15 protein-coding genes are annotated in these 12,746 nt (G+C 56.0%); 6 read left to right on the top strand and 9 right to left on the bottom strand.

Annotation, left to right across the window (positions count from 1 at the left end; genetic code table 11):
* Positions 1 to 262 precede the first annotated feature (262 nt).
* Positions 263 to 1,918: a M1 family metallopeptidase gene (locus B1C80_RS23855; RefSeq protein WP_077923729.1), complete on the bottom strand. Its 1,656-nt coding sequence runs from the start codon at positions 1,916 to 1,918 to the stop codon at positions 263 to 265.
* 6 nt (positions 1,919 to 1,924) lie between these two features.
* Positions 1,925 to 2,332, bottom strand: coding sequence for a methylmalonyl-CoA epimerase (gene mce, locus B1C80_RS23850; RefSeq protein WP_077923728.1), 408 nt, complete (start codon positions 2,330 to 2,332; stop codon positions 1,925 to 1,927).
* Between the two features lie 153 nt (positions 2,333 to 2,485).
* On the opposite strand from mce, the gene B1C80_RS23845 reads away from it, so the two are divergent.
* Positions 2,486 to 2,812: an iron-sulfur cluster assembly accessory protein gene (locus tag B1C80_RS23845; RefSeq protein WP_077923727.1), complete on the top strand. Its 327-nt coding sequence runs from the start codon at positions 2,486 to 2,488 to the stop codon at positions 2,810 to 2,812.
* Between the two features lie 146 nt (positions 2,813 to 2,958).
* On the top strand, positions 2,959 to 3,552 hold the full coding sequence (locus B1C80_RS23840; protein ID WP_077923726.1) for an acyl-CoA thioesterase: 594 nt from the start codon (positions 2,959 to 2,961) through the stop codon (positions 3,550 to 3,552).
* A gap of 153 nt (positions 3,553 to 3,705) precedes the next feature.
* On the opposite strand, the gene B1C80_RS23835 is transcribed toward B1C80_RS23840, so the two are convergent.
* The 7 genes from B1C80_RS23835 to B1C80_RS23805 all read right to left on the bottom strand — a co-directional run bounded on the left by B1C80_RS23835 (position 3,706) and on the right by B1C80_RS23805 (position 9,710).
* Positions 3,706 to 4,734: a methionine synthase gene (locus tag B1C80_RS23835; protein ID WP_077923725.1), complete on the bottom strand. Its 1,029-nt coding sequence runs from the start codon at positions 4,732 to 4,734 to the stop codon at positions 3,706 to 3,708.
* Positions 4,735 to 4,804: 70 nt separating this feature from the next.
* Positions 4,805 to 5,173 carry a nuclear transport factor 2 family protein gene (locus B1C80_RS23830; RefSeq protein WP_077923724.1) on the bottom strand — a complete coding sequence of 123 codons (369 nt, stop codon included), beginning with the start codon at positions 5,171 to 5,173 and terminating at the stop codon, positions 4,805 to 4,807.
* Positions 5,174 to 5,246: 73 nt separating this feature from the next.
* Positions 5,247 to 5,774: a GNAT family N-acetyltransferase gene (locus B1C80_RS23825; protein WP_077923723.1), complete on the bottom strand. Its 528-nt coding sequence runs from the start codon at positions 5,772 to 5,774 to the stop codon at positions 5,247 to 5,249.
* Positions 5,771 to 6,565: a sugar isomerase domain-containing protein gene (locus B1C80_RS23820; RefSeq protein ID WP_077923722.1), complete on the bottom strand. Its 795-nt coding sequence runs from the start codon at positions 6,563 to 6,565 to the stop codon at positions 5,771 to 5,773. Before B1C80_RS23820 ends, B1C80_RS23825 begins: the two co-directional genes overlap by 4 nt.
* A gap of 74 nt (positions 6,566 to 6,639) precedes the next feature.
* Positions 6,640 to 7,524, bottom strand: coding sequence for an ROK family protein (locus tag B1C80_RS23815; protein WP_077923721.1), 885 nt, complete (start codon positions 7,522 to 7,524; stop codon positions 6,640 to 6,642).
* On the bottom strand, positions 7,521 to 8,303 hold the full coding sequence (locus B1C80_RS23810) for an SDR family NAD(P)-dependent oxidoreductase (protein ID WP_077923720.1): 783 nt from the start codon (positions 8,301 to 8,303) through the stop codon (positions 7,521 to 7,523). The genes B1C80_RS23815 and B1C80_RS23810 overlap by 4 nt, the downstream gene beginning before the upstream one ends.
* A 213-nt stretch (positions 8,304 to 8,516) precedes the next feature.
* Positions 8,517 to 9,710 (bottom strand): Gfo/Idh/MocA family protein, encoded by a 1,194-nt coding sequence (locus B1C80_RS23805; protein WP_077923719.1) that lies wholly within the window; start codon positions 9,708 to 9,710, stop codon positions 8,517 to 8,519.
* A gap of 71 nt (positions 9,711 to 9,781) precedes the next feature.
* Between B1C80_RS23805 and pnuC the strand changes: the two genes are divergently transcribed.
* The 4 genes from pnuC to B1C80_RS23785 all read left to right on the top strand — a co-directional run bounded on the left by pnuC (position 9,782) and on the right by B1C80_RS23785 (position 12,733).
* On the top strand, positions 9,782 to 10,459 hold the full coding sequence (pnuC, locus tag B1C80_RS23800) for a nicotinamide riboside transporter PnuC (RefSeq protein WP_077923718.1): 678 nt from the start codon (positions 9,782 to 9,784) through the stop codon (positions 10,457 to 10,459).
* Positions 10,460 to 10,838: 379 nt separating this feature from the next.
* Positions 10,839 to 11,246 (top strand): lipocalin family protein, encoded by a 408-nt coding sequence (locus tag B1C80_RS23795; RefSeq protein WP_077923768.1) that lies wholly within the window; start codon positions 10,839 to 10,841, stop codon positions 11,244 to 11,246.
* Between the two features lie 47 nt (positions 11,247 to 11,293).
* Positions 11,294 to 12,262, top strand: a complete 969-nt coding sequence (locus B1C80_RS23790; RefSeq protein ID WP_077923717.1) for an AAA family ATPase — start codon at positions 11,294 to 11,296, stop codon at positions 12,260 to 12,262.
* A 162-nt stretch (positions 12,263 to 12,424) separates the two neighbouring features.
* Positions 12,425 to 12,733, top strand: a complete 309-nt coding sequence (locus B1C80_RS23785) for an isoamylase early set domain-containing protein (RefSeq protein WP_077923716.1) — start codon at positions 12,425 to 12,427, stop codon at positions 12,731 to 12,733.
* Positions 12,734 to 12,746 lie beyond the last annotated feature (13 nt).

Below are 12,746 nucleotides of genomic sequence, written 5' to 3'. Positions count from 1 at the left end.
AATGCCGGGGCTAATCATGGGTAATATCAATTCAACGACCTCATGTGTTTCGTCCATCAATAGGCCCGGCATTTATGCCGGGGAATCGATTTGGGTACACCCCGCCCCGGCATTGATTCGGCCGATTGGTACCCCGGCATGAATGCCAGGGCTAGTCATGGGTAATATCAATCCAACGACCTGATCTGTTCTGACTATCAATAGGCCCGGCATTTATGCCGGGGAATCAATTCGGTGACGTCCCGAACGCCGGCAAAGTAAATCATTTCATCTGCTCGGCCCGCATCAGGACCGTATTATCGGGGTCGATCACGACCTGGGCGGGCTGGGTAGCCAGCGGTACGGTAAAGGTCTGGGTGGGCTGGTCCATGGTGAGCCGGGCCGTACGCTGAACCTCGCGGTTGCGACTGTCGCGGATGCTGAACGTAAGCGGAACGGTGAAGTACGAACCGGTCGACTGGGCTTGCCGCACATCAATTACCAACGCTTTGCGGGCCGCGTCGTAGCGCGATCCCCACACCAGTTCAGGGTAGCCCGGCTGATGTAGCCACTGCTGAAAAAACCGGTCCAGTTTTTTACCCGAAACCCGTTCCATCACCGCCTGAAAATCGGCACTGCGCGCATTGGCATTCCGGTATTGGGCGTAGTAGGCCCGAATACCCCGCCAGAACGCATCGTCGCCCAGCTCATGGCGGAGCATGTGTAGTACCCAGCCGCCTTTCTGGTACGAGTTGGGGTTCAGCAGATCATTCAGATTGGTCGTGACCGAATCAACTACCGTGCCCTTCGGCTTGAGCGCTGTGTACCGAAAAATCTGCCCTTTATTCTGGTTCAGCACCGCGTTGAGCGTGTCGCGTCCGTAAGCCTGCTCGAGGTAGAGCGCCGAGAAATACGTGGCAAACCCCTCACTCAGCCACAACTGCGACCAGTCGGCCTCCGTAGCTGAATTACCAAACCACTGGTGCGCAATTTCGTGGGCGAGCAGAGCTTCCACATCTGAGTCTTTCCGGCCTACAATGACTTTTTCGTTGTAGAAAATACAGCTCGCGTTCTCCATACCGCCAAACACCGTCGTCGACTGTACGTTGGCCAGCTTCTCGTACGAATACGGGCCGATCTGATTGATAAAATACTGGAGAATATCTTTAGCCGGCCGGTAATCTATGAATCCTTTCTGACTGTCGTTGGGATACAGCCAGCTCTGGACCAGCACACCGCTCACAGCCCCTACGTCTTCAACCGCAAACCGGGCAGCTCCGATCACCATCACTTTGGTCGGTATAGGTGTATTTTCCTGCCATCGGGTACGCTTGCGGGCTGGCCCTCCCCCGGCGGCCGGCAGGGCGTCTTCACCCAGTAGTTTCCCGTTGGCAACAACGCGATAGGTAGCGGGGGCATTGACCGTAAAGGCACAGGTCGCTTTGTCGGATGGGTGGTCAACAACTGGGAGCCAGTGCCGGGCGTTGTTGGGCCAGTTATCGCCGAAGAAGGTCCGTTCACCGAACTTGTTCCGGCTGATGATTAGCCCCTGGGCGGGCGTACCCTCGTAGCGAATAATAACCTCTGTGGGCTGGTTCGGTGCCGGAGGCAGGTTAACAAACACCCGGTCGTTCCGATGGCTGAACGGTGCGGTTTTTCCGTCGGCCAGCCGAACCTCGCGAACCCGCATCCCCAGCGCCGAATCGGCCTTGCTGCTGACCAGGTCGAACCAGACCGACTGCCGGTCGTCGGCACGGGTGAACCGGATCGTGGCTTCGCCCTGGATCTGGTTCGTTGAGTCACTCAGCGTTAATGAGAAGTTATAATGTACTACGTCGACTCCCGGCTGCGTATAACGGGCAGCACTGGTAACAGCCTGTCCGTGCGATAAAAGCGCCGGTATAAGCAACAGCGCAGTCCAAAACCCCTTTTTATTCATTCGTTTTTACTCCTTAATTTCCTGACAAAGTTCAACTAAAACGCCGTTGGTGCCTTTGGGATGCAGGAAACAAACCCATTTATTATCGGCTCCGCGTTTGGGCGTTTCGTTCAGTAGGGTGAACCCTTCGGCGGCCAGCCGCTTCATTTCGGCTGCAATATCGTCTACCTCGAAGGCCAGGTGATGAATGCCTTCTCCTTTTTTATCGAGAAACTTCGCAATCGGGCTGTCGGGGCTGGTGGCTTCGAGTAGTTCGATTTTGGTCTGGTTGACCCGAAAAAACGAGGTCGTCACGCCCTCGGCCTCTACGGCTTCGGCTTTATAGGGTGGTACGTTCAGCAGTTTTGTGAATAAGTCGTTGGATGCGGCCAGGTTGCGGACGGCAATGCCGATGTGTTCGAGATTGGTAACCATGAGTAAAAGACGATTGACAGGTCAGGAATAGTATTCGATACCTGATGGTTAATGAAACTTTACGGATTCTGCAAAAGTTACTAGGTCAGAGTGCGGCCAGCAGCCTGTCTGGCCGATGACTGGTGTTTATTCATCATTATACATTGACTTGCCATGGTTACCGTTTCGGAAATCGCCAAAAATAAAATCATTGAGCTGCGTCAGAAAGATGGCCTTGCCGAAGACTACGCCATCCGTGTCGGCGTTCAGGGCGGGGGCTGCTCCGGTCTGATGTACGATCTTCAGTTCGACGCGACCCAACAACCGACCGATCATGTCGTCGAAGATAAAGGCATCCGGATTCTGGTCGATCGCAAGAGTTTGCTCTATCTGGCAGGCACTGAACTTGACTTTTCGGATGGGTTGAACGGCAAAGGGTTTCAGTTCAAGAACCCCAATGCGAGCCGTACCTGCGGCTGTGGCGAAAGCTTCGCGGTTTAATTGTTTCCCTTCTTTATCAGTTGAAGCCAATCCGTACGCGGGTTGGCTTTTTGTTTATTGTGCCGGAGCGCGCCGGTCAGCCATGGCTTTTTTCCGGTTGGTTTCGCCCATATTTGCCTTATTCTGTACCCAATCCGATTAACTTCATGAACTCTACCTCCGCAAATCATCCCGATGCCAAACCCGTTAGCTACTCACGCACCACGCTGACCGAGCTGATGATTCCGTCCTATGCCAATTTTGGCGGGCGCGTTCACGGTGGTATTCTGCTGTCGTTGATGGATAAGGTAGCGTATGCCTGCGCGGCCAAACATGCCGGTACCTACTGCGTTACGGTATCGGTCGATGGCGTCGACTTCCGGCAGCCGGTCGAGGTGGGCGAGCTGGTATCGCTGATGGCATCGGTCAACTACGTAGGGCGCACGTCGCTGGTTGTGGGTATTAAAGTCGTTGCCGAAAATGTAAAGACGGGTTTCGTCAAGCATACTAATACCAGCTACTTCACGATGGTTGCGAAAGACGATGCCGACAAGCCGACAACGGTACCGCCCCTGCTGCTCGAAACGCCCGACGATGCCCGTCGTTTTCTGGAGAGCAGGAAGCGGAAAGAGCTCCGCATCACCTACAGCGAACATTTCAACAACGCCCGGAACCGCATGCTGCTCAACGAAAACATCAGCCAGCTAACCCAGGAACGCTGTCAAATGACCGACGCCCTACGAGAACAGCTACGCACGTAGAGACGCGACCCCTCGCGTCTCACGCGCGTCAGCAACAAACCATCCGGACAAGTGGTCCAACTACGCGTCCCGGACTACGCGTCCCGGACTACGCGTCCCGGACTACGCGTCCCGGTGAGGACGCGGACTACAACGCCTATCCCCTTCGCATTTTTACAATTGGGCGCGCACCAGTTTGGCGCCGGCTACCATGTTGGCCAGCTTTTGTTTGGCGGCCCAGCGGGCGGTCTGGCTCAACCCGCAATCGGGGGCTACGGCCAGCTTCTCGGCCGGAACGTAGGGCAGGCACTTCCGAATCCGCTCGGCTACGTCGTCGGGGGTTTCGATGTAATAGCTCTTCACATCAATGACGCCTACGGCCACATCGAATTTCTCGGCGAACCGTTCGAGCAGATTTACTTCCGAAAAGTTCAGAATCGTCATCTCGGAATGGAGTTCATCGACGGTCATATCCAGAAAGTCGGGCAGCATGGGGGCAATGGTCTTTTTACCCACCGACCGGCCTTTATAGTTACCAAAACAGAGGTGCATCGACAGCCGGGTCTTTCCGACGCCCGGCGCTACCGTCCGGTTAAAAATATCGACAAACCGCTTCGTATCTTCCCGATAGGCGTAGCATGACATCGATGGCTCATCGACGCAGATTTCCGGAACCCCCAGCGCCACCAGGTCGGCAATTTCCTGGCAGACCAGCGGCAGCAGGGCTTCGGTGACTTCCCAGCGGTCTTTGTACAGACTGCCTGGCAGCAACCGGCCGCTCAGCGTGTATGGACCCGGAATGGATACTTTCAATCCCTGCCCGTCGGGCGCGAGTCGTTTCAGCCGCTGGTATTCTTCCACGACGCCGAGCCCGCGCGGGGCCGTCAGGGCCTCCACGATGTTGTGTTTACCACGCTGGTCGTGGGCCGGCGGACCGTAGCGCCGGAGTTCGGTATCGTTATTCTGGATGCCGTTGATATAGCCGTAGAACGACAGGTTGAAATCGAAACGGGTCTGTTCACCATCGGTGATGACATCGAGGCCCGCCGACACCTGATCATGAATGGACGTCACTACGGCGTCTTCGATCATCTCGTTGATATCGGCCGGACCAAACTGGCTCAGGTTCTGGCTCGAAAACTCCAGCCAGCCCGGAAAAGGCATCGACCCGACAACGGTAGTTTTGATAGGAATGGGTTGCATAGGAAACGAAGAAATGAACGATGAAAAGCGGGAGGCTGGTCGGAGTGCTCCGCACCGCCCCCGTCTTTAGCTAGCTATAATCGCTGATGCGGCTGATTTTACCGTCGCTGAAGGCGAAGATGGTAACGCTCCGCAGCATGAGCGCCTGCCCGGCTTTCAGCCCGTTGGGCAAATCGACGGCTACAATGGCGCTGTAGTCGATTTCTACCGCGGCCGTACGGTCACCGAGGGTCAGTGAACGGATGCGCTGCTCGCGGCTTCTGAAGACGCCCAGCGACTGACGGGCCAGGGCCTCAAACTCGGCCTTGCCGCTGGTAGCCGTGATACCCGACGCGTTCGAGACGTTTTCGAATACGATGATATCGTGCAAAAGGGCCATCATGCCGGCTACGTCCATGGCGTTATAGGCCGTTATGTATTGTCGGATTAACTGTTCCATAGGTTAAAACAAAGTTCGTAACCGCAGTGTCGTACGACCGCTGTTGGAGAGGTAAGTACCGGGCCGGATTTGTTTACTCAGCGCTACCGGTTTCCTGACTGATCAGGTACTCCCACCACAGCATGGTCTCGATACGGTCGAACAGCCGAAACCCGGCTTTTTCCAGCACCCGCTGCGACGCCGTATTTTCCACATCGGTATCGGCCACAACCCGCTGAATACCGGGCTGCTGACCGGCCCAGCCAACCAGACCCTTTACCATTTCGGTCATGTAGCCGCGTCGCTGAAAAGCCGGGTAGGTGCCGTACCCGATCTCGACCGCACCGGTTTCGTCGGGCTCGCCCTTGAATTTGGCATCGGCCACAATCTGCTGCCGGTCGCGGTCGATGGCGATCCAGATCGTATGATACATCGGGTCCAGTCTGGGATCGCTCAGGCGGGGTATCGTGTAATGCCTGATAATACTGAGTAGCGGCTCAGTTACCTTACGGTGTCCTTTCTGCAACCCCAGCGCCTGCTCCAGCCGGTGCCCATCGGCTACGTGCAGCCGAAGCTGATCCAGTGTCAACGGCAACAGAGTCAGGCGGGCGGTCTCCATCATAGCCCGCTCACATAGCTAGGCACCCCGACCTTTGCATACAGCCGGGCCAACCGGTGAGCGTGTTCGTCGTAAGCGCTTTCGAACAGCGAAACGGCTCGGTCGGCCCCGACCAGCACACCGGCACTGAGTACGGTGGGCGGGTGACCCGCTTCGGTTAACAGCCGGGCTACTTCGGCTTTGATGCTATTCACGATAACAGCGCCACCTACCGTACTGCCCGGCGCTACGGGCGTGTCGAGTCCCGGTACGGTCAGCATCGCATCGCCAACGGGGGCGCCCGTGTCCAGAATCAGATCGGCGAAATCGCTGAGTTTTTTACCGTCGGCCCGTTTGCTGGTGCTGGCGTCTGAGTGCGCTTTGGTAACGAGCGCGACAACCCGAACGCCCCGCTGCTGAAACAGCTCGGCCATTTCGATGGGTACGACGTTGCAGCCGCTGGATGAGATAACGAGGGCCGAATCCTGCTCGCTCAGGTCGTAGTTACGCAGGATGCGATCGGCCAGCCCCGGTACGTTTTCGAGAAACATGGCCTGCCGCTGCCCGTTGGCCCCTACAACCAGGTTATGGAAGGTCAACGACAGCTCAACGATGGGGTTAAAACCGGGAAACGACCCGTAGCGCGGCCACATTTCTTCGACCATGATCCGGCTGTGGCCCGATCCGAACACGTGAACCATACGCCCCGCCAGGATGGTATCGGCGTACCAGCGCGCCACCTGCTGAATTGATTCGGTCTGGGCTTCGACCGTGTCGAGAATAGCCCGGCATTTTTGAATGTACTCAACCGTCATGAGAGCGAAATACGGATTGAACCGATAAACCTGATGTATACTAGCCCGATAACTTACAGAATGGGACGAAGCCCTCAGTCGGCCGCGCGCTGAATGGCAAAGCTGGCGGCCCCGATAGCGCCGGCCATATCACCGAAATGAGCTATTTTGATGGGCGTTGTCTGCCCGCCGGGTCGCCATTCATGCAGACCCATAAACTCGGCCAGGGGCCTGAGCAGGTCCTCTTCGGCCTGGGTAATACCGCCCCCCAGCACGACCAGCTCGGGCGAAAAGGCGTTGGTGAGCGCGCAGATGCCGATGGCCAGATGCCGTACCGACGACAGCCATACCCACTGCGCCAGATAGTCGCCCCGCTTATAGGCTTCGAGCAGCTGGTAAGTCGACGTAAATCGCCCCTGCGACCGTTTGTCGATGGTGGCATTGCCGATGGCGTTTTCCAGACTACCGGGCTGACCCGTAATGCTCAGATCGCTTTCGGCGGTGACGGTGATATGTCCCAGCGAGCCGGCTTTCTGGTGGTTACCCTGATACAGTTTTCCGTTGATCAGTATCCCACCGCCAACGCCCGTACCCAGCGTGAGCATCACCACATTTTTCAGCCCTTTGGCCACCCCGAAACGAGCCTCGGCCAGCAGGGCCGCGTGTGCATCGTTAACAACATGCACGGGCGCCTTCAGGAAGTTACTCCACAAAAAACCCTCCAGCCCCTCCAGCCGACCCGGCATGAACGATATGCACTGGTTACCGGCATCGGGCAGACCGGGCGCCGACAAACCAATGGCCAGCACTCCGGTTGTGGCAGCCTCGCGCAGTTCGGCTACCGTTTCGGCAACGGCCTGTTTCCAGTCTTTTTCCCCATTGGTCGGATGATAGAGCTGTTTACCGATCTGGCCGGTCTGCATATCCATCAGCACACCCTTGATCCAGGTGCCGCCGAGGTCGATGCCGATTGCGTTCATAGTTGTCCTTCGCTAACACTCCAGCCGCCGTCAACCGTCAGCACCTGACCGGTTGTGAAGCGCGACTGATCTGACATGAAATAAATAGCGGCTCCGTCCAGATCGTCAGGCTGCCCGATACGACCACCATCGAGGGGTTGCTTGGTTTTGGTAAAGGCCAGGATGGTATCGTCGGTAGCCGCGCGCTGCGCCATGGGTGTTTCGACCAGCGCCGGCGCCAGCACGTTGACCCGAATGTTGTCGTTAGCGTAATAGGCTGCTACCGACCGGGTAAACCCGATCACCCCCGATTTCATGGCCGCGTAGGCGTGGGTACCGAAATGAACCGGCGAGGGATGCGACCCCAGCACCGACCCCATGTTGAGGATGGTGCCGCCCGACCGCTGCGCCCGAAACGCCCGCACGGCGGCCTGATTCGACAGCATCAGCGAGGTAAGGTTCAGATTAACGGTATAATGCCACCCATCGAGGGTCAGTTCGTGCAGGGGACCATCGCCAAACCGGCGTCCGGAACCGCCCGCTACGTGATACAATCCATCGAAACCACCAAAGATCTGCTGACAAAGGGCAATGGCTTTCGGAGCCGTTTGTGGGTCCGACGCATCGCCCGACATCGCCAGTCCGTTACCGTCGAGCTGTTTTTCGGCAGCCGCGCAGCTGTCGGGATTACGACCTACCACAACGACCTGCGCGCCTTCCTGAACAAATGCCAGGGCAGCCGACAGGCCCATACCCGTTGTGCCGCCCACCACTACAATTCGCTTATTTTCTAACCACATTGAGATTCGACGTTGTGCTTGTTGATTTAAGGCCTGCAAGAAACAAAATTGATCGGCTACTGCCAATCCTACGCATCATCCAGACTGTACTTCCCGACGGCTCTATGCAACCCTGGACAAGCGGTATTCTTCGGGGCCCGGTAACAAGTCTGGAGATTGACTTAAGCTACCTGTTCAGATAAGGGCGCTGACCAGAGCCAGCGCCCCTGCTCCTTACGCCAGATCGCGCTCGACGATTTTACCGCCAGCTTTTTCTTTCAGAATGACCTTATGCCGCCCGTCATGGGTGATTTCTTCCTTGATCAGGTAGTGGTCGGCGTCGTAATCCGTCAGCGTCGTCTGCTGCGACAAGCCTTCCTGACCCCGCCATACGGGCAGTTGTACCGGCTCCCACTGTTTTGTTTCGGCCGACTTATAGGCGGCATCCAGAATCGCATTCACGACGTAGCCATCGTAAAACGTTTCGGCGGGTTGGCGCCCTTCTTCGGCTGCGCTGAACATATCGGTAAACATGTGATTATAGCCCAGGTCGTTTACCTCGTCGCCAACCGGGAATAGCCAGCCCGCATTACTCTCGGCCTTCTCGGCTACGTAGTCGGCCGCTTTGCCGGTCGTGAACATCTCAAAGCCGGTTCGTAGAAAGTTATTGATCCAGATGGTGCCCTCGGTGCCCATCACTTCGTCGCGCAGGTCCATACCACCCCGGAATGTCCAGCTCACTTCAAACTGCCCGATGGCCCCGTTCTCGTACTTCACCAGCGCGATGGCGTGGTCTTCGGCATCGATGGGTTTCACCTGCGTAGCGGCCCAGCACATCACCTCGACCGGCCGAACCTCCTTACCGATAAAGTTGCGCGCAATTTCTACGCAGTGACAACCCAGGTCGAGCATACAGCCGCCCCCGGCCTGTTCCTTATCCCAGAACCAGTTGGAGTGCGGACCGGGGTGCGTCTCGCGCGACTTGGCCCACAGAATCCGGCCCAGCGCCCCGTTCTTTACCGTATCGAGCGCCTTCAGAAATTTGGGCGCGTAGCACAGGTCTTCCAGATAGCCCCCGAAAATACCGGCTTCTTCAACCAGCTTCATCATCTGCAGGGCCTCTTCGGCGGTGCGCCCCAGGGGTTTGGTGCAGACAACGTTCTTTTTGTGTTTGGCACATAACGCAACAGCGGGTGCATGCAGGTTATTGGGCAACGCAATACAGACCATCGTCACGTCCGGGTGCGCGATTACCTCCTCCATGTTTGTCGACAGGAACGAGCAGCCGTAATCATCGGCAAATTTCTGAGCGGTTTCTTCACGGCGGGCGTAGATAGCCACCACTTTGTCGCGGCTGCGCTGGCCGTGAAGGGAGTCGGCATAGAAGCGACCGATGAAGCCGCCCCCGAGCATAGCAATTTTTTGCATGAGTCCGAAAAGGGTTTTAAGCGTACTTTCGTCTTTCTAAACGCTGAAACATCCGCTGATTACTTGCCCGAATGCCTGACTTTTTTGACATCGACACGCTTTTCTTTACGCTTTGGGGCTATCCCATGAGTTATCTGGAGTTCTTCGGCGTCGTGAGCGGGGCGGTGGCGGTATGGTTATCGGCGCGGGCCCATGTCTGGAGCTGGCCCATCGGTGCAGTCAGTGTGGTGCTGTTCTTTTTTCTGTTTTACCAGATTCAGCTCTACCCCGACATGTTTCTGCAGGTATTTTTTCTGATCACGAACCTGCAGGGCTGGTGGCGCTGGAAACACCCTAAACCCGACGAAGCCAACCAGCACCAGGAGCTGCGCATCACCCGTATGCCTACGCGTCAGTTTACCGTTTGGGCCCTGGCGGCTGGCGTCGCTACCCTACTGCTCGGTACCTTTGCCAGCAATCTGCACGCCTGGTTTCCCGTGCTGTTCAGCCAGCCCAGCGCCTTCCCCTACATCGACTCGTTTACGACCGTAATGAGCATTCTGGCTACGTTTCTGATGATCGAAAAACGAGTCGAATGCTGGTACGTCTGGCTGCTGGTCGACGCTATTCTGACCTACATCTACTTCGTAAAAGGGGTCAAACTGGTAGCGGCCGAGTATTTCCTGTTCTGCTTCGTAGCTCTGTTCGGCGCCTGGAACTGGACCCGCGAGTATCGTGGCTACGCCCAGCCTAACCCGCTGCATCCCTGACCATTACAACGCTTTACCGCCCAACCGGGTCTGGCTATTACAAAACCCGGGGGATCGGTATATAAAAAATGTACGGGTTGTAATCCGGGGAAATCGGCATATAAAATGCCCGGCATGAATGCCGGTGCTAGTCATGGGTTTAGCTCAATTTCAATCCGGGCCTGTTCTGACCATGCATAGACCCGGGTTTCAACCCGGGAAATCGATATATAAAAAATACCGGGCATGAATGCCGGGCCTATTCATGGGTTTAGCTCAATGCGAACCGCAATCTGTTCTGACCATGAATAGACCCGGCATTCAACCCGGGAAATTGATATATAAAATGCCCGGCATAAATACCAGGAAACCAATGAATAGCCTCAAAACACCCAACCCTATGAAATCGTACCTCTACCTCATCCTGCTTGGTTTCGGCCTCGCCTGCTCAACCGACAACCCCGACCCGGCCGATCAGCTTGCCGGCACCTGGCGACTTATCACATACTGCAAACCCGCTACCAGCTCGACCTGTACGACGGTTACTATTCCGTCGGGAAAGGGTGTATTTATTACCTTTGACCGCAGCGGAGCCTTTACCGAGTTTTACGAGAATACGATTCCCGTCGAATACGGGTTTCTGGGCTGCGGCCCCGGTCGGTATGCGGTAGAGGGCAATGACGTTCGCATTATAGCCGGTTGCATGTCGTCGTCGAACGGGCGGTTGATGCCGTTTACGTTTCTGGCCAGTAACCGCATCGTCATTCGGCCGTTCAGCACCGGCGATTACGTGTTTGTCCGGCAGTAAAACTGGCGTACCCCGCCGACAGAACTAGATTATTTGCATCAGGAGGCATGACAACCGGACTGGTTTTCGGCAAGTTTATGCCGGTTCATACAGGGCATCTGGCACTCATCGACTTTGCCCGCCAGCAGTGCGACCGGCTCATTGTGTCGATGAGCTACACGGCTGCTGACCCGATAGCGCCCGAACAACGGCTGGCCTGGCTTACCGAACTGCTGGCCCCCTACCCAACCATCGAGGTAGTTGCCGAAGCCGACGACTTCCACGACCCGACGCTACCACTCCCTGAAGCCACGAAGCTGTGGGCGGCTTTTATCAAACGTCGGTTTCCGTCGGTCAGCGTTTTTTTCGCTTCCGAAGCGTATGGGCTACCCCTGGCCTATCACAGCGGCCTGCGCTACGTATCGTTCGATCCGGCACGGCAGCAGGTGCCGGTATCAGCCACTCAGATCCGACAAAATCCCGCCCGCTTCTGGGACTATCTGCCGGCCGTAGTGCGCCCGTATTTCGTCCGGAAAATTTGCCTGTACGGTCCCGAAAGCGTGGGGAAAACGACGACCGCCCGGCAGCTGGCACTGGCGTTCGATACTACGTTTGTACCCGAAGTAGCCCGCGATATGATCACGTCCAACGAGTTTACGGCCGATGACATCATCCGGATCGGTTACGCACAGACGGCAGCGGTTCAGGCCGCCCAACAGCGAGCCAACCGGATACTTTTCTGCGATACCGATCTGATTACGACCCAGATCTACTCGGATATCTACCTGCATCAGATACCCCCCGTTCTTTACGAACTCGAAAAGCAGGTACGTTACGATGCCTATGTGCTGCTCGACATCGATGTACCCTGGGTAGCCGACGGTCTGCGCGACCTGGGCCACCGGCGCGTTGACATGATGAACCGGTTTCGGGCGGAGTTAGACCGGCGACAATTGGATTACAAAATCGTAAGCGGCTCGTTCACAGCGCGCTTGCAGACGATTCGTGAACTGGCCAATAAACTACTAGATCGATAAGCCAGCCAGCCTCATAAATTAATCTGCGAGTTTGGTAGATAAATATAAATCTAAAAAAAACAAATAGTACTATTAAAAGAATATTAATGCTTAACCTACTGATAATTATTATCTTAGTTTTTTTGTGATATAATTTTGCGTCAAACCAAACAATGATCTACTATGGCAGTTGCCAAACAGTTTCTAAAAAGTAAGCCTATTGCAAAAGTAACGTTTGAATTGCCCGCCGAAGCCGTCAATGGTGCCAAAACGGTCGCCCTGGCCGGTGAATTCAACAACTGGGATCCCGCTGCCCAGGTGCTGAAAAAGCAAAAAGATGGTTCGTACAAAACCACGGTTGAACTGCCCGTTGGTGGCGAGTATCAATTCCGTTACATCCTCGATGGCACGAAATGGGAAAACGACTGGGCTGCTGACAAATACGTTGCCAGCGGTATTGCGGGTGAAGAGAACTCGGTAGTAGTCTTGTAAAGAGCTAACAAAA

The organism is Spirosoma sp. 209 (genome assembly GCF_002006735.1).
Lineage (GTDB): Bacteria > Bacteroidota > Bacteroidia > Cytophagales > Spirosomataceae > Spirosoma > Spirosoma sordidisoli.
The sequence above is the reverse complement of the archived record's forward strand: the minus strand, read 5'-3'. Positions and strand labels throughout refer to the sequence as shown.